Source organism: Enterococcus sp. LJL90 (assembly GCF_056924355.1).
Genome location: NZ_JBXPBQ010000001.1, coordinates 905,873 through 930,427, shown reverse-complemented (window position 1 = coordinate 930,427; position 24,555 = coordinate 905,873). Strand labels below are relative to the sequence as shown.

At 40.3% G+C, this 24,555-nt stretch carries 19 protein-coding genes and 3 pseudogenes; 10 read left to right on the top strand and 12 right to left on the bottom strand.

Annotation, left to right across the window (positions count from 1 at the left end):
• Window positions 1–16: 16 nt before the first annotated feature.
• From AC1Z3S_RS04240 to AC1Z3S_RS04220, 5 genes are all read right to left on the bottom strand, one after another.
• Window positions 17–997, bottom strand: coding sequence for a LacI family DNA-binding transcriptional regulator (locus AC1Z3S_RS04240; protein ID WP_461739302.1), 981 nt, complete (start codon window positions 995–997; stop codon window positions 17–19).
• 32 nt (window positions 998–1,029) lie between these two features.
• Window positions 1,030–2,508 carry a UDP-glucose--hexose-1-phosphate uridylyltransferase gene (gene galT, locus AC1Z3S_RS04235; protein ID WP_461739301.1) on the bottom strand — a complete coding sequence of 493 codons (1,479 nt, stop codon included), beginning with the start codon at window positions 2,506–2,508 and terminating at the stop codon, window positions 1,030–1,032.
• A gap of 83 nt (window positions 2,509–2,591) precedes the next feature.
• Window positions 2,592–3,587, bottom strand: a complete 996-nt coding sequence (gene galE / locus AC1Z3S_RS04230; protein WP_461739300.1) for a UDP-glucose 4-epimerase GalE — start codon at window positions 3,585–3,587, stop codon at window positions 2,592–2,594.
• A gap of 20 nt (window positions 3,588–3,607) precedes the next feature.
• Entirely contained in the window at window positions 3,608–4,765 is a 1,158-nt protein-coding gene (locus tag AC1Z3S_RS04225; RefSeq protein ID WP_461739299.1) for a galactokinase, read from the bottom strand.
• 17 nt (window positions 4,766–4,782) lie between these two features.
• Entirely contained in the window at window positions 4,783–5,793 is a 1,011-nt protein-coding gene (locus AC1Z3S_RS04220) for an aldose epimerase family protein (RefSeq protein WP_461739298.1), read from the bottom strand.
• A gap of 261 nt (window positions 5,794–6,054) precedes the next feature.
• Here AC1Z3S_RS04220 and AC1Z3S_RS04215 point away from each other — a divergent pair, with 261 nt between their 5' ends.
• Together AC1Z3S_RS04215 and AC1Z3S_RS04210 are read left to right on the top strand one after the other, a co-directional pair.
• A complete protein-coding gene (locus AC1Z3S_RS04215; RefSeq protein WP_461739297.1) occupies window positions 6,055–6,225 on the top strand; it encodes an HIT family protein in 171 nt (56 codons plus the stop codon).
• Window positions 6,222–6,437: an HIT family protein gene (locus AC1Z3S_RS04210; protein ID WP_461739296.1), complete on the top strand. Its 216-nt coding sequence runs from the start codon at window positions 6,222–6,224 to the stop codon at window positions 6,435–6,437. Before AC1Z3S_RS04215 ends, AC1Z3S_RS04210 begins: the two co-directional genes overlap by 4 nt.
• A 146-nt stretch (window positions 6,438–6,583) precedes the next feature.
• Here the strand turns inward: AC1Z3S_RS04210 and AC1Z3S_RS04205 are convergent, their stop codons facing one another.
• The 3 genes from AC1Z3S_RS04205 to AC1Z3S_RS04195 all read right to left on the bottom strand — a co-directional run bounded on the left by AC1Z3S_RS04205 (window position 6,584) and on the right by AC1Z3S_RS04195 (window position 8,831).
• Window positions 6,584–6,880 (bottom strand): hypothetical protein, encoded by a 297-nt coding sequence (locus AC1Z3S_RS04205; RefSeq protein ID WP_461735418.1) that lies wholly within the window; start codon window positions 6,878–6,880, stop codon window positions 6,584–6,586.
• Between the two features lie 233 nt (window positions 6,881–7,113).
• Window positions 7,114–8,160, bottom strand: coding sequence for a HAMP domain-containing sensor histidine kinase (locus AC1Z3S_RS04200; protein ID WP_461739295.1), 1,047 nt, complete (start codon window positions 8,158–8,160; stop codon window positions 7,114–7,116).
• On the bottom strand, window positions 8,157–8,831 hold the full coding sequence (locus tag AC1Z3S_RS04195; RefSeq protein ID WP_265455731.1) for a response regulator transcription factor: 675 nt from the start codon (window positions 8,829–8,831) through the stop codon (window positions 8,157–8,159). The genes AC1Z3S_RS04200 and AC1Z3S_RS04195 overlap by 4 nt, the downstream gene beginning before the upstream one ends.
• A gap of 477 nt (window positions 8,832–9,308) precedes the next feature.
• Here AC1Z3S_RS04195 and AC1Z3S_RS04190 point away from each other — a divergent pair.
• A pseudogene (locus tag AC1Z3S_RS04190) lies at window positions 9,309–10,229 on the top strand (ABC transporter ATP-binding protein); the annotation flags it as partial.
• Between the two features lie 123 nt (window positions 10,230–10,352).
• Window positions 10,353–11,675 (top strand): annotated as a pseudogene (locus AC1Z3S_RS04185) (ABC transporter permease); the annotation flags it as partial.
• 123 nt (window positions 11,676–11,798) lie between these two features.
• Here the strand turns inward: AC1Z3S_RS04185 and AC1Z3S_RS04180 are convergent.
• The gene (locus tag AC1Z3S_RS04180) at window positions 11,799–12,560 is read right to left on the bottom strand and encodes an alpha/beta fold hydrolase (RefSeq protein ID WP_461739294.1); all 762 of its coding nucleotides are present in this window, start codon (window positions 12,558–12,560) and stop codon (window positions 11,799–11,801) included.
• 330 nt (window positions 12,561–12,890) lie between these two features.
• On the opposite strand from AC1Z3S_RS04180, the gene AC1Z3S_RS04175 reads away from it, so the two are divergent.
• Genes AC1Z3S_RS04175 through AC1Z3S_RS04165 form a run of 3 tightly spaced genes read left to right on the top strand, consistent with a single transcriptional unit; the run spans window position 12,891 to window position 16,983 of the window.
• Window positions 12,891–14,213: a citrate transporter gene (locus AC1Z3S_RS04175; RefSeq protein ID WP_461739293.1), complete on the top strand. Its 1,323-nt coding sequence runs from the start codon at window positions 12,891–12,893 to the stop codon at window positions 14,211–14,213.
• Between the two features lie 12 nt (window positions 14,214–14,225).
• Window positions 14,226–16,346, top strand: a complete 2,121-nt coding sequence (locus AC1Z3S_RS04170) for a hydantoinase/oxoprolinase family protein (RefSeq protein WP_461739292.1) — start codon at window positions 14,226–14,228, stop codon at window positions 16,344–16,346.
• A 16-nt stretch (window positions 16,347–16,362) separates the two neighbouring features.
• The gene (locus AC1Z3S_RS04165) at window positions 16,363–16,983 is read left to right on the top strand and encodes a hypothetical protein (protein ID WP_461739291.1); all 621 of its coding nucleotides are present in this window, start codon (window positions 16,363–16,365) and stop codon (window positions 16,981–16,983) included.
• A 176-nt stretch (window positions 16,984–17,159) separates the two neighbouring features.
• Here AC1Z3S_RS04165 and AC1Z3S_RS04160 read toward each other — a convergent pair.
• Window positions 17,160–18,356 (bottom strand): annotated as a pseudogene (locus AC1Z3S_RS04160) (PTS sugar transporter subunit IIC).
• Window positions 18,357–18,495: 139 nt separating this feature from the next.
• On the opposite strand from AC1Z3S_RS04160, the gene AC1Z3S_RS04155 reads away from it, so the two are divergent.
• Window positions 18,496–19,287: a MurR/RpiR family transcriptional regulator gene (locus tag AC1Z3S_RS04155; RefSeq protein WP_461739290.1), complete on the top strand. Its 792-nt coding sequence runs from the start codon at window positions 18,496–18,498 to the stop codon at window positions 19,285–19,287.
• 4 nt (window positions 19,288–19,291) lie between these two features.
• On the opposite strand, the gene AC1Z3S_RS04150 is transcribed toward AC1Z3S_RS04155, so the two are convergent.
• On the bottom strand, window positions 19,292–20,668 hold the full coding sequence (locus AC1Z3S_RS04150; RefSeq protein WP_461739289.1) for a glycoside hydrolase family 1 protein: 1,377 nt from the start codon (window positions 20,666–20,668) through the stop codon (window positions 19,292–19,294).
• 234 nt (window positions 20,669–20,902) lie between these two features.
• Entirely contained in the window at window positions 20,903–21,622 is a 720-nt protein-coding gene (locus AC1Z3S_RS04145; RefSeq protein ID WP_461739288.1) for a GntR family transcriptional regulator, read from the bottom strand.
• Between the two features lie 165 nt (window positions 21,623–21,787).
• Between AC1Z3S_RS04145 and AC1Z3S_RS04140 the strand changes: the two genes are divergently transcribed.
• Window positions 21,788–23,170 carry a glycoside hydrolase family 1 protein gene (locus AC1Z3S_RS04140; protein ID WP_461739287.1) on the top strand — a complete coding sequence of 461 codons (1,383 nt, stop codon included), beginning with the start codon at window positions 21,788–21,790 and terminating at the stop codon, window positions 23,168–23,170.
• A 32-nt stretch (window positions 23,171–23,202) separates the two neighbouring features.
• Window positions 23,203–24,516: a PTS sugar transporter subunit IIC gene (locus AC1Z3S_RS04135; protein ID WP_461735408.1), complete on the top strand. Its 1,314-nt coding sequence runs from the start codon at window positions 23,203–23,205 to the stop codon at window positions 24,514–24,516.
• Window positions 24,517–24,555: the final 39 nt, after the last annotated feature.

The window sequence follows — 24,555 nt, the reverse complement described above, 5'->3', positions numbered from 1 at the left end:
TAAATTCCAACAATTCTTAAAATGATTCCCGCTGAATAAAGCTCGTACCCAACTCAATTTTTAAAGGCACTGGCGGCTTTTCTTCGCTGATGGCCAACAGTGTGTCGACAGCGTGGCGTCCCAGCCACTCGGTATAAACTTTGACAGTGCTCAAAGCCGGATTGGTATATTTGGCAACGCTAGTGTCATTGAAACTGATTAAAGCAACCTCAGTTGGAACGCTGATTTTCGCTTCTTGTAAAGCACGTAAAGCTCCGATGGCAATTGCATCATTGGAGATGAAAAAAACTTCTGGTAATGGTTTTTCTTCAGCTAAGAAGTTTTTCATCACCTGATAGCCTTCGTCAACTGTAAAACCACTAACCAATTGCCACTCTTCGTTAAATAAATTGACATTTTCTAAAGCTTCTTTGAAATAGCGATAGCGTAAATCCTCTAATAGCTGATGTTCCGTCTTGGTATATTCAGCTTCGGCAATCATGCCGATTTTTTGATAGCCTTTTGCTTGAATGGCTGTCATCACCTGCTGAATTGCTTGTTGAAAATCGACAAAAATAGAGGAATGGCCAGCTTCTGTAGCATCGAAATCAACAAATAACAGTTGCTCATTGGCAGTCTCCAATTGCTTGATTTCGGTCTGGTCAAATTTACCGAGGGCAATCAAGCCATCTGCTTTTTCGCCGCTTAGATTCGATAATTTTTCCCGTTTAATTTGTAAATTTAACTCTTCGGCACGCTTTTCAATCCCTAAGCGAATAGCCAAATAGTATAAATCTTCTAATTCTTCGGCCTCGTTGTACCACTGGACCAATTGAAAACTGGTTTCACGAGGCGCCCGCTTATTTTGATGCTTGGTGTAATTTAAAGCCTCCGCTACTTCAAAAATTTTTCGCTTGGTCTCTTCGGAAACCGAAATTGTGCCGTCATAATTTAAAACGCGGGAAACCGTCGCTGAAGAAACGCCGGCTTGGTCGGCAATATCTTTGATTGTCGCCACTTGATTCCCCCCTTTGTGCTAGTCTTTGAATTTTATAAAGTATCAATGAATTTTTTAAAGGCGTTTTGCCCTTCTGCATCCCGTTTGAAAACACCTGCGTCTTCTAACACTCGTAAAAAGACATAGCCGATTTCATCTTGCAAAATCTGAGTCACATTGGCCGGTGTGATTTCGTGTTTTTCTTTAATAGCTGCTGCCCAAGCATGATGGTATTGTGCTAATGCATTTTCTTGGTCCAGTAAATATTTTTCAACTTCGGCCATCTCTTCTTTAAGACGTGGCGGTAAAATCGCCAAGCCCATCACTTCAATTAGACCGATATTTTCTTTTTTAATGTGCTGAACATCTTGATGAGGATGAAAAATTCCATCGGGAAATTCTTCGGACACATTGTTGTCCCGCAATACCAAATCTAATTCAAATAACTCACCGTTTTTGCGGGCAATCGGTGTGATGGTGTGATGCGGCGTGCCATCTTCAGAAAATGCCTTGACGCTGACACTTTCATCTGAGTAATTTTTCCAGCTGGCCAAAATATATTCAGCTGCATTGACTAGCTCGTTGGTTTCTATACCTTGCAGACGGATTATCGACATCGGCCATTTGACAATCCCAGCCTGCACTTTGTCAAAGCCTAGCAACGTGAATTCTTTTTCGATTGGTGCTAACGCCATCGGAAAATCATGTCGCCCCGCTTGATAGTGATCATGGGACAAAATTGAACCACCGACAATCGGCAAATCTGCATTGGAACCCACAAAATAATGGGGCAGGACTTCAATGATTTGCAAGAGTCTTGCGAAGGTTTCCCGACCAATTCGCATTGGCCGATGCTCCTCTGATAGAACTATCGAATGCTCGTTGAAATAAGCATAAGGTGAATATTGAAAGCCCCAGCTCTCGCCGGCTAAATTCATGCGGATAATCCGATGATTGGTGCGGGCCGGATAATTTGGCCGGCCGAGATAGCCTTCGTTTTCCATACAGAGCATACACTTCGGATAATTGACCTGAACAGCGTTGCGCTCAGCTGCAATTTGTTTAGGATCTTTTTCCGGCTTCGACAAATTAATCGTGATGCCTAAATCACCGTAGGCCGTTTCGACTGGAAACTCAATGTTTTTGGCAATTGCCCGAGTTTTGATGTAGTCATTATTCTTACTGAGGGCAAAGAAATAGTCTGTGGCTTCCTGTGGTGAATTGGCATAATGCTGCGCAAAAAAAGCATTCACAACAGATGGCGGCGGTGTTAAAAGGTCCATCAGTTGAGCTTCTAAAATATCGACCGCCCATTGCGCGTCTTCAATAGCGTCATTTTTTTGGGCGGTGGATATTAGTTCATCTAAAAGCTCGACAGCTGGCCGCTCAGTTTTTTCTAAAGGCTCATCAGCTAAAGATTGTTCACCGATTAAGGCAATCACACGATTTTGTAGATATAGGCGGTCCATTTCCATCCAGCCGCCGTTTTCAATGGCGTAAGTTACAAATTGTTTGACTGTTTGACTCGTCATTTCTCACGACTCCTCTATTTTCAATTCCAGTTTTATTGAAGAAAGCCAGCCAACTGAAACCAGCGACTGGCAAGTTTTAAAGCTTATTTTTGATCATCGTAGCCTTTAGGATGACTGACATGCCAATTCCAAGCCGTGGCAATAATATCTTCCACACTCGTGTACTTCGGCTGCCAACCTAGAATTTCTTTGGCCTTTTCGCTAGAGGCCACTAAAGCACTGGGGTCCCCTGCCCGACGTGGCGAAATTTTCGCCGGAATTTCTTTGCCGGTAACTTTGCGGGCTGCCTCTAACATTTCTTTGACAGAGTAGCCATTGTTGCTGCCGAGATTAAAAGTATTGCTCTCATTGCCAGCCTTTAAATATTCCAAAGCTAAAATATGGGCGGCAATTAAATCTTCGACGTGGACATAATCACGAATATTAGTCCCATCAGGGGTATCATAGTCGTCTCCGAAAATCTGTAAAATTTCCCGCTGACCTAATGCCACCTGCAGGATGATCGGTACTAAATGAGTTTCAGGCGTATGGTCTTCGCCAATCGAAGCGTCGGCTTTTGCGCCAGCCACATTAAAGTAGCGCAAGGCAACAAACTTCATGTCGTAGGCACCGTCACACCACTTCATCATTTTTTCCATCATCAGCTTGCTTTCGCCGTATGGATTTTTTGGGTTAGTTGGTGTTGTTTCTTTAATCGGCATTTCCTTTGGCTCGCCATAAGTTGCAGCGGTGGACGAAAAGACAATGTGCTTAACATTGAATTCCTGCATGACTTCCAATAAAATTTCCATGCCGTATACGTTGTTGTTGAAATATTTTAAGGGATTCGCCACAGATTCCGCCACTAATGAGCTAGCCGCAAAATGGATGACGCCTTCAATGCTTTCTTTTTTAAAGACACTTGTTAAAAAAGTTTTGTCCCGCACGTCGCCTTCGTAAAAACGGGCATCTGGGTGGACGGCTTTTCGATGGCCGGTCAATAAATTATCCACGACGGCGACATCATATCCCTTTTCGATTAATTGATCAACTGCATGGGAACCGATATAACCGGCTCCGCCTAAGACTAAAACTGTCATCTTTTCACCTCGTAGATTTTTTATAATTTGCGGGCACCATCATCGATATTGGCTTTATAAAAATCAGCATTGTAGCCGATTTTTTCTTCATAAGCAGTTCCAACTGCTTTTGTGAAATTGTCTAATTCACTTTCTTTTACCAAGGCGATGGCACAGCCGCCAAAACCAGCACCCGTCATGCGGGCTCCTAAAACACCAGGCTGAGCTTGGGCATTGGCCACTAATGTATCCAACTCGATGCCGGTTACTTCATAATCATCTTTTAGAGATTGATGGGAGGCATTTAATAGCTGGCCAAACTCAACCAAATCTCCTGCCTGCAAAGCGGCTTTAGCTTTTAAAGTCCGCTGATTTTCATAGACTGCATGTTTTGCCCGGCGGATTAAGACTTCGTCGCCGATTAAAGCTGTGTTGGCTTCAAATGTTGCTTCGTCTAATTCGCCTAAACTTTGAATATCAAGTTTGGTTTGCAGGCGTTTCAGTGCTTCTTCACATTCACTGCGGCGCTCGTTGTATTTTGAATCCGCTAATTCCCGACGCTTATTGGTATTCATAATGGCAATCACATAGTCCCCAAAGGCGGCCGGTACTAATTCATATTTCAAGGTATTAGTATCCAATAAAATCGCCATATCTTTTTTGCCCATGCCAATCGCAAACTGATCCATAATGCCAGAATTAACACCGATAAATTCATTTTCGACTTTTTTCCCAGTTTTCACTAAGTCCAGCATTGAGACATCTAAATTAAACAAATCCTTCAAGACAACGCCGGTTAACAATTCAATCGATGCTGATGATGAAAGCCCAGCTCCATTAGGAATAGTGCCGTAATACAACACATCAAAGCCTTCGTCAATTTGATAGCCGGCTTCTTGTAAATATTTGACCATTCCTTTAGGATAATTCGTCCAATTATCCTCTTTGCGGTAATCTAAATTTTCCAAAGGAACTTCAATCACTTCCAACGCCGCAAAATTTTCTGAATAAAAGCGGATTTTTTGGCTACCGTTTTTGCGGGCATAGCCATAAGTGCCGATTGTGATAGAAGCTGGAAAGACATGGCCGCCGTTATAGTCAGTGTGTTCGCCGATTAAATTAATTCGGCCTGGTGCAAAATAAGCACCGGTGGCTTCAATACCAAAGACTTCTGTAAATCTTTTTTTTAAGTTTTCCATTTCTGTTTCCTCCAAATTTAAAAGATAAATTTGAATGTCGTATGACTTTCAAATGTTTCATCTGCCGCCAATTCAATTTCACCGAAGCCTTCGTGATTACTTGCATCCGGCAGGACTTGTGTTTCCAACGTAAAGGCGCCGTGAGTTATAATCGAATCGATCGGGTCAGCCCCCCAATTGTAGGTATAAATCACGACTGAGTCTTCTTCGGTGGTCAACTCCACTTGCAAACTGCCATCTTCATTAGACACCTTGACTTGTGGTGTCGTTGCTTTATTCAAAAGCCATGGATGGTCATAACCATTAGCCAATTTATTTTGTGGAAAATCATTATCAAAGCCTTGTTTAAAAGCAGCACCCTTGCGAAAATCAAAGGAGGTCCCAGCAACATCCAAGATTTTACCAGTTGGCAGGTTATCTTCCTGTAATTCTAAAAATTGATCCGCCAAAAGCTCCATGCGATGATTGTCAATTGGCTGTTTGAAATCGCCGTTTAAATTAAAATACACATGATTGGTTGGATTCAACAGAGTCGCTTTTTCAGTCGTTCCCCGATATTGAATCTTTAATTCATTGTCTTCTGTCAATTGATATTTGACCTGCAAATAAATTGGTCCGGGGAAACCATTAAATCCGTCCGGCACTGTTACATAAAATTTTACTGAATTTTTTTCTTCCTTCACCTGATAATCCCAATAAAATGTTTCCAAGCTATCAGGACCGCCATGCAAAGTGCTGCCCTTTTCATTGGTGGTAAATTGATGAGTGACACCTTGAATCTTTGTTTCACCCTGGCTGATACGCCCAGCCACCGGCCCGACAATTGCTCCTACATAAGGATCATTTGCCAAGTAGGCTTCATCACTTTCGTAACCAAAGGCAATATTTGTGGCTTTGCCCTTTAACGGCACAATAATTTTCACAATGCGAGCACCGAAGTTACTCACTGCCACCTGCATGCCATTATTATTTTCCAGTGTTAAAAGTTTTGCTTTTTCAGAACCAAAATTTGTCGTTGTAATCGCCATCTCTGTATCCCCTTTCATGCATTCATTATAAATCATTTGTTTTGATTTTGGAATAGAAAAGTAAAATATTTAGTAAATTTATTACTGAGTTGTGATTTGTCTTGAAAAATTAGTAGTGGAAAGACGACAGGGCATGGGTTTTTGCAACTAATTTTCTTCATCAGCTTTTGATTGATTTTTTTGATTGCATTTTTCCTCAAAAATTTCTTTGCTATACTAAATAGAATTAGTCGATAAACGGGAGGAAATCAACATGCAGCATTGTGTCTTTTGTCATGGAATCAACGCGAAGCAAATTTTAAAGGAAACGGCCTATTTTTTGTTGTTTTGGACATTGATCCTATTCAAGAAGGTCATCTCTTGCTTATCGCCAAAAAACACTATCACAGCCGTATAGAAATCCCAGAAGAAGAACTGATGGATTTATTTTGACTGGAAAAAAACTGTTGCTGTTGTTTGAAGAACATTTTTCATTGCTTGGCGTGAGCTTTATTCAAAATAACGGCAATGCTATGGATGCCGGCACTCATTTTCACCTTCATCTGATTCCCCGCTACCTTAAAGATAATTTTTGGGAAAATCAAGAAGTAGCCTGGCAATCTTTGGATTTAACTTTATTAAAAGAAGTAATTTTGGATAGTTAACGGCATGTCCCCTTTTTGGATAGGCAACAAGCTTCACGAATTAACAGTGAATGACGACATTATTAGGCAAAGAAATAGCGCCTTATCTCTAAGACGCCAAGTTCCTGTTTATTCGATTGTTTAGTTAAGTTTCCGACTGCCAATATCTATGCTTGAAACTCCATAATTGGGCGGAAGGTAATGACCTGCATTTTCCGGTAGAAATCTGCTGGTAATTTTTTCCAAGAGGCGATTAGGCGTTGGAAGAAAGTCGGTTCAGCACTGATTTCATATTCATTTAATGTATAGCCAAAGGATTTTTCGCAATCACCACTGGCAAGTTTTTCAAATTCTATAACAGCGTCGGCTTCCGTTTCAGCAACACTTACTGTATCAATTTCAATATATGAGCCTTCAATACTTTTTGTTTGTTCGATAAAATAAATTTTTTTAATCTCTTTCATATAAATCACCTTTATTCAGTAGATTTAGTTGCTTGTTTGATTAGTTGTTTTATTGCTATGAGACTACTTTAAAGCAAATTAATTAACTATTTATGAACAAAAAGTATAAATTTTGAAAAGAATCATTAAGTTAGCTTAAAGATTCTTGGCTTTCTTTAAAGACCTCTTACCACGCTTGGCAAATCAATCTCAGAAGAGTACAATGCGGATTTTTTTATTAACAAGCTAAGTACCTACTCTGTCACCTGTTTTGGTAACCAGACCTGCATCAAGGTCCCACGATTTTCTAAACTCTCAACAGAAATCTTTCCATGATATAAATCAATAATCTGCTTCACTAAAGCTAAACCTAAGCCATTTCCTTTGGCTTTATGAGCCGTGTCCCCTTGATAAAATTTATCAAACATATGTTTTTGAATTTCCGGTGACATGCCCACGCCATTGTCTTCAATCTGCACTAAAATTTCATTTTGCTCCTCCAATAGTTTGACGCTGATTTGGGCGTCAGCGGCGCTGTACTTAATGGCATTTTCTAAAAGATTCAACCAGACTTGATAAATAATTTCTTCATTGGCCACACAAGTCACCTTTGGCAGCTCAATTTCCCAGTCGATATTCAAAGCATTCCATTCCGGCTCTAAAAATAAAATCACATTGCGAATTTGTTCATCCAACCGAAACGGCTCCTGCTCCAAAATAACGCCTTGAGATTCGATCTTGCTAATTTTTAGAATATTTTCCGTCAAATGGCTCAGCTGGGTCGTACCATCTAAAATCCGCTGAATATATTCCTGCCGTTCCTCTTCCGCTAAATTCGGATTTTGAATCAGCTGCACATAGCCGCGAATGGTTGCTAGCGGCGTCTTAAATTCATGGGAAACGTTGGCGATAAAATCACTTCGCAGTGTTTCAATACTGTTTAGTTCCCGCACCATGCTGTTGAAGTCATGGGAAAGCTGCTCCAATTCGGTAATTTTATAGCCTTCAGGGACTTGGATACTAAAGTCCCCTTTCGCCACTTGGCCCATTTTTTCACTGAGATTGGTGATAGGCCGCAGAATTTTGCGGGCCACTAAAATGGAGACACCGGTGGCTACAATCACCGTTACATATAAAAAGAAAATTAAAAAGAATAGCGGCCGTTCCTGATGGGCGCCAATCACATTAAAATAAAAAAGAAAAGCTCCGACTAACGACAGCAGACAGGCGGTTAAGAGCAGCATGCCAAAAATTATGCAGGCAAAATAAATCCACAGCTGCGAATGAATTTTCTTTTTCATGTCTTTTGCACCGCCTTATAGCCGAGACCGCGAATCGTGATGATTTCAAAATCATCACTGTCGGCAAATTTATCTCTTAACCGTTTGACATGAACATCGACAGTCCGCTCCAAAGTATCCGTGTCCATCCCCCAAATTTCCTCCATCAACTGCTGGCGGGTAAAAATTTTATTGGGATACGACAGCAACTTATATAGAAGTAAAAACTCTTTTTGCGGCAGCTCGGTCACCTGCTCGCCTTTTGTGACTTCATAGGTCTCCTGGTTTAACAAGGTCTTTCCCACTGCCAGTTCTTTTTCATGGGCAATCCGGGCTCGCCGTAAAAGAGCTTCTACCCGTAGAACCATTTCGTTGACATCGATTGGTTTGACCATATAATCATCCACGCCGATGCCAAAGCCTTTGCGTTTGTCTTCATAGGATTCCTTGGCGGTAATAACTAAAATCGGCAGCTCAAAGCCGCTTTGCCGCAGCTCCTTGGCCAACTCAAAGCCATCCATTTCCGGCATCATTATATCTGTGATAATTAAATCAACATGGTGCTCTTCTAAAACGGTCAGCGCCTCTTCACCATTATTGGCGGAGAGAATTTTAAACCCAGCCGTCTTTAAAACGCTCTGGTACAATGCGTTCAAATTTTCGTCATCTTCTACGATTAAAATTGTAATCATCTTTTCACATCCTGTTTGCCTGTCGCAAGATTTATTCTCATTATACTAAATATAGGCAACTTCTATTAACTAACTGTGAAGTCTTTTATTGAAAAATTAGCCTGCTGTTCACAAACAGTTAATAATGATTGCCTATTATCAGCCCATTCACCAGAAAAATTGCCAATGTCGAGACAAAATGAATCAATTCTGACAAGTTGTTCCTAGTCGCTTCATTGGTATTTTTGTTCATTTTAGGTTAATAATAGAATGATAGTTTTAGTCAAATGGAATTGTCGGCAGCTTTTTTCAAATAAAACCAAGCCTGTTTTACCTCCTTCTTTTAAATGTTCTTGATGCAAATGTCTTTATGTAAAACAGATTTGGTTATCTTTTAGAAGCTCGCCGCAACTGCAAAAAAAGCCTGAGACCATCACACACCTCAGGCTTTTTCTGCGGCCTAAAATAAATTTTTTTGCAATGAAGGGATGTTGTTTAATGTTAGAACTAAAGGATATCAAAAAATATTATAAAGTCGGCGACACAATTACCAAGGCTTTGGATGGTGTCTCCGTGGCCTTTCGCAAAAAGGAGTTTGTCGCTATTTTAGGTCAGAGTGGTTCTGGGAAAACCACCATGCTAAACGTCATCGGCGGCTTAGACAATTATGATTCCGGTGACATGGTTATTAACGGCAAGTCGACAAAAACTTTTAAAGACGCCGATTGGGATGCCTACCGCAATAATTCTATCGGTTTTGTCTTTCAAAGCTACAACCTAATCAGCCATCTGGGAATTATCGAAAATGTTGAGCTGGGGATGACTTTAAGCGGTGTGCCGCGGGAAGAGAAAAAGAAAAAAGCAGAGGAGGCTTTGATTCGTGTGGGCTTAGAAGCCCACATGCACAAAAAGCCTAATCAATTATCCGGTGGACAAATGCAGCGGGTGGCTATTGCCCGAGCGCTGGCCAATGACCCAGACATTCTACTTTGTGACGAACCGACGGGCGCACTGGATTCAGAAACCAGCCTGCAGATTATGGAATTGATTCAAGAGCTGTCTAAAGAAAAATTAGTGGTGATGGTGACGCATAATCCTGAGCTGGCCAAAAATTATGCCGACCGGATTATCGAATTTTCCGACGGTCGAATTATCAGTGACTCCCATCCCCACATTGAAGGAAAAAAAGGCGATGAATTTACTCTAAAACGCACCAAAATGCGTTTTGTCACAGCTTTGAATCTTTCCTTCAACAATATTCGCACTAAAAAAGGCCGTACCTTTTTAACGGCCTTTGCCTCCAGTATTGGCATTATCGGGATTGCGATTGTTTTATCTTTGTCGACAGGTTTTCAAACACAAATCGACAATACTCAGACGGAAACCTTGTCTCAGTTTCCCATCACGATTTCTCAGGTAACCACGGCAGCCATTGGTTCAACGGGCACAACCACGACTGACAGTTCAGATACCGACACAACAGACAGCAGCAGTGACAATCAAGCGGCAGCTGATAATCAAATAATTGCCCAAACTAGTCAGCAGGATGCGGCAACCCATATCAACAAAATTGATCAGGATTTTGTCGATTATATCAACGACCTTGATGCTGATTTATCCAATAATATCGGCTATTCCCGTGGCGTCAATATGAATTTAATTCGTGACATTGACGGCAGCTATCAGCAGGTCAGCTTCTCAAATCAAGCGACCACCTCTAACAGTGCGGCCAATTCTTTTTCTAGTGCCTCTGGTGTTGGGATTTCAACATTTCCCCATCAGCAATCAACTGACAACGGTAGTTTTTTAGAGGAAAATTATGATTTATTAGACGGCAGCTATCCTAGTGCGGCCACCGATGTCGTTTTAATTGTCGATGAGGACAACACGACAAATATCAATGCCCTGACCAACTTAGGCTTTGATGTCACGAACGGTGAAGCAATTGATTACAGTCAAATTGTCGGCACGACTATTGATGTCGTGAATAATAATGACTACTATAGCCAATTACCAACAGGAACATTTATTCCAAATACTGATTTGGAAAGCCTGTATAACAATAGCAACAATACAACTTTGACAATTTCGGGTATTTTACGGATTAAAGCTGATTCCAACTTAAATCTTTTGGCAACCGGCATTGCCTACAGCGATACTTTGAGCCAACAAATTATTGACGACAATCAAAATTCGGCAATTGTTGAAGCACAGGAAAATAGCAGTACCAATGTGATGACCGGTGAAGCCTTGGACAACACTGGCAAAGAACAACTATTAGCTTATCTAGGTGGCTCTAGCTTGCCAACAACAATTTATATTTATCCGAATAGTTTTAATGATAAAACAGAAATTCTAGCTTATTTAGATGCCTACAATGAAGGCAAAGACGAAGCGGACCAAATTGTTTATACCGATTTAGCGGGAACTGTGACCACTTTGACTGGCGGTATTATGGACGCCATCACCTATGTCTTGATTGCCTTTGCGGCGATTTCGTTGGTGACCTCGATGATTATGATTTCTATCATCACCTACACTTCTGTTATTGAACGCACCAAGGAAATTGGTGTGTTAAAAGCTTTAGGTGCCCGTAAAAAAGATATCACCCGCGTCTTTGATGCTGAAACCTTTATTTTAGGGATCGCCTCTGGAGCTTTAGGGGTGCTGATTGCTTGGCTGGCAACCTTCCCAATTAACGCAATCTTGTACAATATGACCGACTTAGAAAATGTGGCCCGCTTAGAACCAATGCAGGGCATCATCTTAATTCTAGTCAGTACAATTCTTACCATGCTAGGCGGTCACATTCCAGCCCGCATGGCAGCTAAAAAAGATGCGGCGATTGCCTTACGCGCAGATTAGTTTCACTTCAAAAAAAGTCAGAGAGCCTGTTACGGCCTTCTGACTTTTTTGCTGCTGATGACAATTGTGATAACTCAAAAGACAGTTTTCATTTCTAACCTCAGATTACTTCAACCTTTGCGATTAGTCTCGGTCAATCAACATTTCCTTTAAAAAGAAACTGGCTTTTTCCATCGTGGGAATTTTTAATAAATGACCTTCACCGACACCAATATGCAGCGAGATGTTGCGGCCTGCCTCTGTATTGCGATTTTCGTCAACAAATTTTACCACGCTGTCAATCGGAATTTTCCAATCCTCTGTTCCATGCCAGAAAAATAAAGGGCGGCCATTAAGCGTTTCTGGATGAGCGCTTAAATCATAGGCCGGTGTCCAACTCATTAAATCGCGATAATCACTAGGCAAAAAGATATTCGCTTCTTTACGACGCATAATTGTTGTATCAACGAAGGCCTTAGGGCTAGGCGTACCCATCAAACAGACAGCAGCATCAATTTCCGGGTGGTGGGTTAATAAAGCAGCCGTCGTCATGCCCCCCATTGAAAAACCACCGACGCCAAGGCGACCATTATTCGGTCGATTTTTTAAAAAGAAATCACGAATTTTTTCAAATTCAAAAAGATTACCATGAATCGTTTCCCAAAAAGTTAACGAAGGTACTGTTGAAACCGGCTGATGCCGCTCCCCGTGATTCGGAGCATCCGGCAAACACACCCGAAAGCCTAGTCCTGCTAGCCGGCGAGCTTGCGTCATCGCCAAATTTTTATTGGTCTGCCAACCATGGTAATAAATAATTAGCGGCAGCTCGGCCTCCTGCAAAGCTTCCTCCACCACTTCAAATGCCGGAATATCATCAATCATTAGATGAATTTTTTTACTAGGCATTTTAAAAACCCCTTTCATTTGTCTTCATTATAGCAAAAATTATTTTAGGATTCTCACGATTGGCTTATGACTTTTTGCACGAAAGAAATACTGGCGCTTGACTGTTTCAACTTGTAAAAAATATTTAGATGAGATTTTTATTAGAAATAATTTTTCATTCCCCTATGAAAAAAGTTTGCAAAATAAATTCCCAGCTATCTTTTTTGGAAAAATCTGAGGAAAATCAAGCTCTTTTCTCTGAGTTCAAGTAAAGATATCTGATGAAAAGTATTTAATAATTCTTTCAGAAAGAGTATAATAAGCCAATAATCTTTTCTTGAGGAGTGCGTTATGGATTTACTTATTGGCATTATTTTAATTTTATCTTTCTTTGGGCTAGTCCTTTATTCAGTAAAGGGCTTTAACCTTATGGTCGGCTTTTTTTTAATGGCTTCCTTGTGGACCATTTTGCCGATTATCGGCCATCTTTCTGAAGGTGTCAGCTGGTCTGAAATCGGTACGATGCTGCAGGCTGTTTATCAAAATGCACCGGAAACCTGGGGTGCCGTTTTAGTCAATGTCTTCTTTGGGGCTTTTTTTGGACGAGTCCTCTTAGATACCGGGATTGCGGCGACGATTATTCGTAAATCAGTCGAGCTTGGCGGTGACAATAGCGGTTTAATACTAGTTATTGTGAATGTTATAACAGGTATCATTTTTACCTCTCTAGCTGGTGCTGGTCCGGTAATTTCAATTGCTATCGTTGTTTTACCGATTTTATTTTCAATTGGAATTCCCAAGGCGGTTGCTCTATTTTCTTTTACCGGCTCGGTGGCGGCTGGTATTTTTATCAATCCGATAAATTTTACCCAGTACCATGCGTTTTTTGAAACAGGCTCAAGTTATACCTATAACCAATATTTTAATTTTGGGATTATTGGTTTTATCGTGATGCTTGCGGTTGTCTCAGCCTTTGCCCTCTTCTTTTTGAAAAGAGCCAATCCGGTCTTCAATTGGGATAGTGCCGACATCGAAGAAGATGAAAGTGACGTCAAAAATGCACCGAATATTGCTCTATTAACCCCCTTTCTCCCGGTAATTGGAGTAATCTTCTTAAAACTGCCGGTGATTCTCTGCTTTATTTTGGCCTCAATTTTTGCTTTAGTTGTTTGCCGAGAATTAACTGAGGGCTTCCGTGCGGCCAGCCGAACCTTTACAAAATTATACTCTGATGCTGTCAAGGATACTTCAGCTCTAGTTGGTTTTTGGATGGCCTTGTCGATGTTTAATGCCGCTTCTTCTTTTGCTGGCCCTTATTTTCAAACAGTCATTGGCGGAATTATTCCGACTTCGGCTTTGGCCCTTTGTATTTTATTTATTGTTCTGAGTCCTTTAACTTGGTTTAGAGGACCGATGAATTTAGTCGGCTCTGGTGCGGCCATCTTAGCCGTGATTATGCAGGTGAATCCCGACTTACCGATTACTTTTTTATATCCCCTCTTCCTGTCGATTTTAGTCGGCATGGGTCACTTTGATATCACGACTTCTTGGATTTCATGGGGGCTGGGCTATGCCAAGGTTGAGAGCCGCGATTATATGAAGATGGCGCTGATTCCCGGGATGCTGATTTGTCTGATTTTAGAAATGCTAACCTTTATCTGGTTTGGCAATTAAGGAGGTCCACCAATGAATAGAAAAGTCCGTGTCGGCATTGATGTTGGCGGAACCCATACAAAAGCGGTGGCGATTGACAATGCCACCAAAGAAATTATCGGAAAATCTTCTGTCAAAACGACCCATGACGATCAAAAAGGGGTCGCAACTGGTGTGGTCAATGCCTTTTTAAAATGTCTTCAGGAATATTCAATTGCCCCTGAAGAAGTCGTTTTTGTTGCCCATAGTACCACACAGGCGACCAATGCTCTACTTGAAGGCGATGTCGCTAAAATTGGGATTATTTCTACAGCGGAGGGGTTCTTTGAAGGCTTAATTACCCGCAAACAAATGAACATGAAAAATATTGATTTAGGCACCGGACGGGAAATTGAAATTCACAGTCGTTTTATTAAGCCTAGAGAGTTCAATCCTAGCCGGGTTAATCAAGCCATCGATGAGCTCCATGATTTAGGAGTGGAGGTCTTTGTTGTGACCAGCGCTTTTGGGGTTGATAGCAGCAAAAAAGAGCGCCTGATTGCTGAGACTATAAAAAAACGCGGCTACCTCTACACTGTCGCTTCAGAAATGACAAAATTGTACGGCCTTTCCCGTCGGACTCGCACCGCCGTCTTGAACGGCTCAATTTTACCGAAGATGTTGGAAACTGCCAATTCAACAGAAGCCAGTGTTCATTCCTCTGGGGTGGATGTGCCATTGATGATTATGCGGGGCGACGGTGGCGTCATGGACGTCGCCGAAATGAAAAAAAGACCCGTGCTGACCATGCTGTCCGGGCCAGCCGCTAGTGTCATGGGCTCTCTTATTTATTTGCGGGCCTCAAATGGTGTTTACTTTGAAGTTGGCGGCACCTCCACCAATATTGGTGTCATTAAAGATGGTCGCCCAGCCATTGACTATTCCCAAATTAGCGGTCGCAATACGTATATCAGTTCCTTAGATGTCAAAGTTTTAGGGGTGGCTGGCGGCAGTATGGTGCGGGCCAATCAGCAGCAATTGGCTGATGTCGGACCTCGAAGCGCCCATATTGCAGGTTTAGACTATGCCGTTTTTACCCCTCTTGAAGAAATTGTCGACCCGCAATTAGAATTTTTTGCACCAAAAGAAGGCGATCCTAAAGACTATGTTGCTATTCACTTGGCCAGTGGCAAACGAGTCACCATCACCACTACTTGTGCCGCCAATATCTTGGGCTTAGTTAATCCAGAACATTTTTCTTATGGAAACGTTGAATCCGCCCGCAAAGCCATTCAGCCTTTAGCAGATTATCTGCAGCAGACTCCTGAAGAAGTCGCAGAAGGCATTTTGGAAAAAGCCTTTGCTAAAATTAAACCCGTGATTCTTGGCTTAGCCAATAAATACAAGCTAGAGCAAGAACAGATTTCTTTAGTTGGCGTTGGCGGTGGCGCCTCTTCCTTGATCGTCTATTGTGCCGACAAGCTCGGCTTGAAGTACAGCATTCCTGAAAATGCTGAGGTCATTTCTTCAATTGGTGTCGCCTTGGCTCTCGTTCAAGATGTAGTGGAACGGATGATTCCTAATCCCAGCAAAAATGATATCAAACAAATTAAACAAGAAGCTATGGATAAGGCAATTGAAAGTGGCGCAACCAAAGAAAGCGTTGAAGTCCATATCGACATTGACTCGCAAACACAAAAAGTAACAGCGATTGCCACAGGCTCCACCGAAGTTCAAACTGGCGAAGACAATTTGAAAATTTCCCAAGCTGAAGCCTTTGAGTTAGCCCGGCAAGATTTCCAAGCTCTGCCGGAAGCGGTTAGTTTAATCGACAGCACCAATTATTTTTCGGTCTTTGGCATGAATGCAGCCACTGGTGAAGCGATTCGTTTATTGGACGACAAAGGCTTTATTAAGGTCCAGCGGGGCAATGCTCGTGTCCGTAAAACCTTTATTCAAAATTATTTAGATGTCCTGCAAAACTTCTGGGAGGACATGGCAAATTATAAATCAGATTTAATTATTCGCCCTGATTTTTATATCTGCGTCGGTCCTAGACTAATGGATTTTTCAACCCAGGATTTCCAGCAATTATTAATGCTTGTGGACTTGGAGTTGGCCAATCTCAACTCGGAAGAAGAAGTCATGATTATCGCTGCCAATCAACTTTATTAACAGGAGGCTTATGGCTATGCTAACTGATTTGGAATTAGCCTATTGGCAGCTAAAAAAAGACCGCCTCTTTTTTAAAATCCCTAAAAAAGAGATTTTACCTGAATGCCGTCTAGCCTTAAAAAAAGGCCATGATTATTTTGAAGCTTTTCAAAAGTATGACAGCTTTGCACTATTAGAAACCTTGCCCATCACCCTGATTGAATCAGAAAAAGAAACTTCTCTGCGGGGGCAACTGGAAATTTTTCCAAAAAGACAACAGGCTGAGTTGACCATTTTCACAACCACGATAAAAAAATTAGAGCAGCAAACAGGACTACCCTTTTCACAAATAAAAAAATTGATTATTGCCCATGAGCTTTACCATTATCTCAGCGAATTTCAACTTGGTCCGCAAAGGGAATACCCAAAATTGCAAATAACCGCCTTTCGCTTGGGTCCGCTACATTCTGTTGCAAATTTGCAGGAGTCAAAAGAAATCACAGCCCATAAATTTGCTCAACTAATGACAGGCCTTCCCTATTTAGGAAATGCTCTGGATTTTTCAGACTTGTGGCAGCCGGAAGGGGCGAGCAGTCGAAGAGTTAGGCAGATTCAAGAGGAAGTTGCTGGGCTTCTGCAAAGTATCCAATTGTTTTAGGCTATTACATGCTTCATCCTTTTTCAAGATTTATTTTAGATTTTATATCTGCAAGCCTGAAGTGGGAAGACTTCAGGCTTTTCTTATATTTCTACGATTAAAAAGCAGAATTGACTACACTGTTTCAACCTAATCATTATCGACAAAGGACAAAAATACTAATTTCTAGTTTTTAGCTAGTCTAGTCCTTGCTCTTTTAATAATTCTTGGCGATCCAAAGCCTTAATAAATGGCAGATAAAAGATGACCATTATCACCATGCTGACAATTCGTAAGACAAGTCCTTGCCAGCCCATAACAATAAAGCTCGAAATAACTTTAGGAACAGTCCAAATAGTTGCCATTCCAATTGCTAAGCTTGGATCATAATGAGCAATAAAACCACTGGCCGAACCAAGATAACCGATGACAGCTGTCACGAAGGTGCTGAAGAAAAATGGAATGAAAAGAACCGGATTTAACATCACCGGCATCCCAAAAATAACTGGTTCGTTAATGTTGAAGATATTAGGAATTGCCGAAATTTTAGCAAAAGAACGATAGCGTTTGCTCTTACAGAATAATAGAATGGCAATCAACAAGCTTAACGTACTACCTACCGCATCATTATTTAAAAAGGTATTTACAATCATAATATCTTGATATGGCATAGTCTCGCCAGCCTGAAATGTCGTCAAATTGACTAAAGCCATGTTCATTAATAATGGTTATAATGCACTATTAATTGCATTCGGGTGAATCCCGAAAAAGAATAATCCATTCGCAATCATGCCAATAAAAATAAATGCCGGTATCGAGCTACCTAATTTAGTTATCGGATTACCAATAAAAGTCTGAATAAGGTTAAAAATATTTTCCATTGATGTATAACTCAAACCAATCCGCAAGACTACCACACCGATTAAAATGATAATTGCGACGACTAAAGGCTCAAAAGACTGACTAACCATGGGGGGCACACCTTCAGGCATCCGAATTAGTAATCTTTTATTTTGTGCTAAGCCAATATAAATTCTGCTAATAATAATTCCCAACACGATTGCTACGAACATACCTGAACTGCCTAAGTAGTCATAAGATAGGGCAGACAAATTTTCTTCCCCAACAGTTTGCGGCATCAAGGTAATAAATGATGCCACTGAGATGAAGGCAGCTAGTAATGGATTGGTATTTGACTTATTTAAAAGCTTTGTGTAAGAATAAGGAATAGAAAAAGCAATTAACAAGGCGATTATATTCAAGGTACCGCCTAATAAAGCGTTAAAATGAACGGTTAAACCTACTTCATTAAACCAAGTATTCACAGAAGCTATTGGGAAATTTCCTAAAATTGAAAAAATCGAAGCGCCTAAAGTTAACGGCACCGTATACATCAAGCCACCCGAAATTGCTTGGATTACTTTATTAGAACCAAACTTAGTGGCAATTGGTAAAAATTTCTGATCAATGACATTTTGAAATTTTTCATAAGAACTACTCATTTTTTACTACACCCTTTCTACTGGAGGAATTATGGATCCTTTATCGAAGCTTTATACATATTTTAATACTGAGGGTAGCCAAGCTACTTACTATAAATTGGCCGAATTCGTACTACAAAATATTAACCGATTACCCGACCTCTCCATTACTCAGTTTGCTGAAGAAACTTACGTCTCAAAGGCCACCATCACACGTTTTATTCATTTTTTAGATATGGACAGCTATCAAGAATTCAAGCGCTATTTTAGCCTTGTGACTGGAATTTCAAAGTTATTTTTCTTAAAGATGACTATTCCAGAGGCAAAAGAGGTTCAAGACCACCCAGAAAACTTTTTACAACAATACACCCAACAAATTACTGATGTTATCCAAGACACTGCGGCAACACTGAACATTGCTGAAGTTGATGAATTGATTGAATCAGTCAAGGCAGCTCCGCAAGTCGCTTTTGTCGGTTACAGCGATTCAAATTATATCGCCAAAGATATTCAGTTGGGCTGCTTTTTAATTGGTAAAACCATTGAAGTTGCCGAAAGCCGGAAAAAATTTGATGATATTTTGGAGCGCTTTGGTAAGGAAGATTTAGTGGTTGTCCTATCTAACTATGGAAATTTTTTCACCCGTCATAAAGATTTTTATGATGAGCTAATCGCGAAAGAAATCCCTCTTGTTTTAGTCACACAAAATTATAGCTCGATGGAGTCCTTCCGTTTTAAGCAAACTATTTATCTGACTTCAAAGCGCCAATTAAATATTGGTAATTACCCCATGCGTATCTTTTCAGAGTACTTTGTAAGACGATTTTTATTACAAAATGAATAAACCTTTATGAGTTAGCTTTGATTAATTTTTGATAAAAATTAAAGCTATCTTTTTTATATCTGCGCATTGTTTTCTCTTCAAAATTAGTGCGATCAACATAGACCATCCCATAGCGTTTTTCCATGCCATCCCCGACACTTAGTAAATCAATAAATGACCAAGGATTAAAGGAAATCACATTTACACCATCTTGAATTGCTAAAGCCATTTGTTCAATGTGCTGCTCAAGATATTCAATCCGATCTTGATCATGCACGCGACCATCCACTAACTCCTCTTCTTCAGACCAGCCACATTCCGTAATCACGATTGGAACAGTTCCATAGCGATCTAGTAATTGCCGCAGCCCATATCGTAACCCTACTGGATCAAAATTCCAGCCCCAGTCCGTATGGCGCAACTCTTTATCTTGAATTCTGGTCATTCGTTTAAATATAGACTGTTCCTCTTTAGCTTTTTGATTCGCCTCAACGATTGTCGTGCAATACCAATTCGCACCTAAGTAATTAGCCTTCCCTGATTGTAAAACCTCCGCATCATTCGCCTCTGTCTCAATTAAGATATCTAGTTTAGCTAATTCATTTTGAAAATAAACGGGAATCTCACCATGAAGGGCTACCTCTATTTGTGCAAAGGAATAAAAATCTTCTAGCTCTTTAGCCGCCATCATATCATATGATTTTTTACTAGCAGGCAAGGTGGTTATATAAGAAACTGCTGGCCCAATCTTACTGTCAGGGAATTGGTCTAAACAGAGTTTGCAGACTTCAGCTTGCGCTAACCACATGTGATAATTTGCTTGGAAGGCTGCTTGATAACGGTCTTTAAGCGGCTGATCCAAATCAATTCCAATCATATCGGACGCCACCACCAAAACAGCCTGTTCATTGATAGTCAGCCAGTATTTCACTTTTTTGCCAAATTCTGCAAGGAGACACTTGCCATATTTTACAAAATCAGCAACTGATTGCCTTGAGACCCAACCGCCGTATTTTTCAATTAAACCAAGCGGCTGATCAAAATGATACATCGTGACAATCGGCTCAATATCATTTTCTAATAAGGCATCAATCAGCTGATGATAAAATTTTAAACCTGCTTGATTTGGTTTCATCTCGTCCCCATTTGGAAAAATTCTTGGCCAGCTAATGGAGAAACGATAACTTTTCAAACCAAGCTCCTTCATCAGTTGAACGTCTTCTCGCCAATGATGGTAATGGTCGACTGTGACTTTAGTATCTAGTTGCTTATCACTTTTCTTGAAAGAACGAACATCTGCAATTGAAAGACCTTTGCCATCCTCTCGATAGGCTCCCTCCACTTGGAAGGCACTAGTTGATGCTCCCCACAAAAATTTTTTTGATAGGTGATTATATTTCATCTTTGTCGCTCCTTTTTTATAATTCTATTTTAATGGTAACGGATTCATTTTTGGTTTCGATTCTTTATCTGCTAGTTGCAAAACAGAGCTGATAGTTTCATCTTCATGAAACTATCAACAAAAAACCACTGAAGACAAAATCATTATGGATTTTGTCTTCAGTGGTTTTGAAATTTCCGTCACCTGAATATTTCGGATATAAAAAAGCCTCAAATCTTTATCTCAAACTTTCGTTTACTTCTTACTCGCCTGAATCATCAAGACATCCCCTTTGTCATACCGCCTTCTGGTTTTTGAGTATTCAAAAGGGACTCCAGAATTTAAATAGACGACTTGTTCGACTTCAAGCACAGGATCGGTTATTTCGCAGTCAAGATATTGTTGATCCAGCTCACTTGGTTTATCGGCATGGATACGCCGATTGGCTAGCCCCATTTCCAGCCCCAAATCATGTTTTATATAATGATAAATCGAACTGTTCAAGACCTCTTCAGAAACTCTAGGAATAACCTCAACTGGCATAATTGTATATTCTAATAAAAGTGGCTCACCGTTAAAAAAACGTAGCCGATTGATTTCATAAACTGCCGAGGATTTGGGAATTAATAATTTTTCCATCTCCAACGGGCTTGGAAAACGAACATCAAAGCTTAAAATCTGACTAGTAATTTCACCTTGTGAGCTAAAGCTGGCTGTCACACCATCATAGACATCAATCTGATTGTCTAAATTCGCTAAGGTATTGGTATTTTCTTTAACAAAAGTACCTGAGCCCTGTCGACTGTATATTAGCCCCTCTGCTTTTAAGATATCCAAAGCTTTTTGGATAGTTACCCGACTCGTCTGATACTCTTTGGCCAATAAAACCTGTTCTGGTAACGCGTTGCCGCCGACATAACTGCCTTCTAAAATTTTTGAACGCAAATCAGCCGCAATTCTTTTATATAAACTCATCTCCACAACCTCATTTCTCATTTTCAAATTCATTATATTGGTTCTTATAAAAGAACACAACTATATTTGTATTTACAAATTTTTATATTTGAGTTGTCATGTTGGAAAAATCGTGCTAAACTATCTTTTGAAAGCGTTACAAAAAGAAAGGAGCGCATGAATTTGATGAAGAAAGAAAAATTTTTTTGGGGCAATTCGGTTTCAAGTATGCAAACGGAAGGTGGCTGGAATGAGGGCGGAAAAAGCTTATCTGTCTATGATATTCGCGAAGCCACCGAGACGGCCAGCGATTGGAAAGTAGCTAACGATAATTTCCATTCCTATGATGAGGATTTTGATTTTATCAAAGACCTCGGCATGAATATGTATCGTTTCCAAATTTCTTGGAGCAGAGTTGTTACAGATGGCGATGGCGAATTTAACGAAGAAGGAATTGCCTATTACGACAAATTGATTGATGCCTTATTGGAACGTGGAATTGAACCGATGATTTGTCTTTATCATTTCGATATGCCGTTACATCTTGCTGAAAAATATAACGGCTTTATGAGTAAAGAAGTCTTAGCTGCTTTTGTGCGATACGGCAATGAGATGGTCAAACGTTTTGCTAGCAAAGTTAAATACTGGATTATTTTTAATGAGCAAAATCTTTATCACACACCCGAAGCTTTCAGAATCAGCGGCTATCAAACGGGTGAAAAAAATATCGATGATTTGTATAAAATTTTGCATAACGTGATGGTTGCCCATGCCCGCATCGCCACTTTTATTAATGAACAAACTTCAGCTTATGTTGGTGGGATGTTGGCTTATTCTGAAGTTTATCCAGCTACTAGTAAACCTGAAGATATTTTAGCTGCTCGTAAATGGGATGAGTTTATCAACTATACCTTGCTAGATGCTTATACAAAGGGCGTTTACTCCAAAGAGATGATAACCTTTGTTAAGACGAACAATATTAAAATGAACATTTTAGATGGTGAATTAGCCGATATCAAAAAAATGAAAAATGATTTTCTCAGCTTTAGCTATTATGCATCTACTACGGTTAATTCAGAAAAGATTCCTGAAGGGACAGCTCCTAATTTTTACTTGTCCTTTGGTAAGCAAGACAATCCCAACATTCCAACCACCGAATGGAATTGGCAAATTGATCCTCTTGGTTTTAGAGATGTCTTAAATAAAATGTATCAACGTTATCGTCTGCCGGTCTTTCCAATTGAAAATGGCGTCGGTGTTCAAGAGGAATGGGACGGCAGCAATCCAATTGATGACCAATACCGCATTGATTATCATAAAAATCATTTACAGGCGATGTATGACGCCATGTTTATTGATGGCGTTGAGGTGATGGGCTATCTAGGCTGGGGCTTAATCGATATCTTGAGTTCTCAAGGAGATATGCGCAAGAGATACGGTCTGGTCTATGTCAACAGAACCAATCATGATTTGCGGGATATGAAGCGTGTTCCGAAGAAAAGCTATTATTGGTTTAAAGATGTTATCGCCAGCAATGGTGAGTTGATTTACAAAAAACAAGCAGATTAAATACAGAAGGTTTAGTTTAGGAGGTTTTTTAAATGGATGGTAAATCATCAAAAAGAATGGATAAGTTTGTTGAGATTGCTTCAAAAGTTGGGGAACAAATTCATTTACGATCTTTGAGGGATTCCTTTGCGACAATTATGCCGCTATTTATTCTCGCTGGGTTGGCGGTACTCGTCAACTCGGTTATATTCCCTTTTTTATTTGAAGGTGATTTTTTAGTCACCGTTCAGCAATTTGGGACAGCAATTACCAACGGAACACTGAATATTGCCGGATTATTGTTATGTCCGACCATTGGTTACTTTTTATCAAGAAATCGGAATTTTGAAAATCCGATTTCAGCCGCAATTATGGCTTTAGCAACTTTAATTGTAATGATGCCCTTGCAGCTCTCGATTTCATCGGTAACCGGTGATGTTGAAATTGCAGCAACCGGAGTTCTTTCCTTCTCAAATCTTGGAACTTCATCAATGTTTGCCGGAATTATTATCGGATTAGTCGAAACAGAATTATTAGTATTCCTTTCAAAAAGAAAACATTTAAAAATTAATTTAGGGGAAGATGTCCCGCCAGCGGTGTCGAAATCATTTAACGTTTTGATTCCAGCAATTTTAAGTATCTCAGTTTTTGCTGTGTTGGCTTTAGTGCTGAACATCACTTTAGGAACAGATTTAATCACCTTGATTGTGAATTTAATCCAAGAACCATTACGAGGCATTAGTACCAGCCTCTTTGGCTATATTTTCTTGTATAGCTTTGGTAATTTTCTGTTTACCTTTGGGATTCACCAATCGGTTATTAACGGCTCCTTCACTGAGCCATTTATGACACAAAATATCAATGACAATATGCTCGCCTTTGCCAATGGTATCGAGCCGCCACATATTTTGACGGTTTCATTTCAAACCGCCTTTGCACAGATGGGGGGTACTGGCGCGACCATTTCGCTAGTAATTGCTATTTTAATCTTTTCTAAGTTTAAACCTTACCGGGAAATTGCTAAATTAGGGGCGGCACCAAGTCTTTTTGAAATCAACGAGCCGATCATTTTTGGTTTGCCAATTGTCTTTAATATTCCAATGATGATTCCCTTCGTTTGCTTGCCTGCTCTGCAAACTTTAATCGCTTATTTTGCAACGTCGATTGGATTAGTCAGTAAGACTGTGGTCCTCGTTCCATGGATAACGCCACCTGTAATCAGCGGCTGGTTAGCGACTGCCGGCGATTGGCGAGCTCCTGTCCTCCAGGTATTGCTGATTGTCTTAGGAGTTATCATCTATCTGCCTTTCCTTAAAATCAGTGAAAAAGTATCGATTAAACAGGCAGAATTAGCACGTGAGTTTTAATCAGTCAACTATTGAAATTATTTTTTGTAAAGAAGGTAT

Excerpts from the sequence above, each read along its gene's own strand:
- galT (WP_461739301.1), bottom strand. The coding sequence starts at position 2,508 with ATGACGAGTCAAACAGTCAAACAATTTGTAACTTACGCCATTGAAAAC.
- galE (WP_461739300.1), bottom strand. The coding sequence starts at position 3,587 with ATGACAGTTTTAGTCTTAGGCGGAGCCGGTTATATCGGTTCCCATGCA.
- AC1Z3S_RS04225 (WP_461739299.1), bottom strand. The coding sequence starts at position 4,765 with ATGGAAAACTTAAAAAAAAGATTTACAGAAGTCTTTGGTATTGAAGCC.
- AC1Z3S_RS04220 (WP_461739298.1), bottom strand. The coding sequence starts at position 5,793 with ATGGCGATTACAACGACAAATTTTGGTTCTGAAAAAGCAAAACTTTTA.
- AC1Z3S_RS04205 (WP_461735418.1), bottom strand. The coding sequence starts at position 6,880 with ATGAAAGAGATTAAAAAAATTTATTTTATCGAACAAACAAAAAGTATT.
- AC1Z3S_RS04200 (WP_461739295.1), bottom strand. The coding sequence starts at position 8,160 with ATGAAAAAGAAAATTCATTCGCAGCTGTGGATTTATTTTGCCTGCATA.
- AC1Z3S_RS04195 (WP_265455731.1), bottom strand. The coding sequence starts at position 8,831 with ATGATTACAATTTTAATCGTAGAAGATGACGAAAATTTGAACGCATTG.
- AC1Z3S_RS04180 (WP_461739294.1), bottom strand. The coding sequence starts at position 12,560 with ATGCCTAGTAAAAAAATTCATCTAATGATTGATGATATTCCGGCATTT.
- AC1Z3S_RS04175 (WP_461739293.1), top strand. The coding sequence starts at position 12,891 with ATGGATTTACTTATTGGCATTATTTTAATTTTATCTTTCTTTGGGCTA.
- AC1Z3S_RS04170 (WP_461739292.1), top strand. The coding sequence starts at position 14,226 with ATGAATAGAAAAGTCCGTGTCGGCATTGATGTTGGCGGAACCCATACA.
- AC1Z3S_RS04165 (WP_461739291.1), top strand. The coding sequence starts at position 16,363 with ATGCTAACTGATTTGGAATTAGCCTATTGGCAGCTAAAAAAAGACCGC.
- AC1Z3S_RS04155 (WP_461739290.1), top strand. The coding sequence starts at position 18,496 with ATGGATCCTTTATCGAAGCTTTATACATATTTTAATACTGAGGGTAGC.
- AC1Z3S_RS04150 (WP_461739289.1), bottom strand. The coding sequence starts at position 20,668 with ATGAAATATAATCACCTATCAAAAAAATTTTTGTGGGGAGCATCAACT.
- AC1Z3S_RS04145 (WP_461739288.1), bottom strand. The coding sequence starts at position 21,622 with ATGAGTTTATATAAAAGAATTGCGGCTGATTTGCGTTCAAAAATTTTA.
- AC1Z3S_RS04140 (WP_461739287.1), top strand. The coding sequence starts at position 21,788 with ATGAAGAAAGAAAAATTTTTTTGGGGCAATTCGGTTTCAAGTATGCAA.
- AC1Z3S_RS04135 (WP_461735408.1), top strand. The coding sequence starts at position 23,203 with ATGGATGGTAAATCATCAAAAAGAATGGATAAGTTTGTTGAGATTGCT.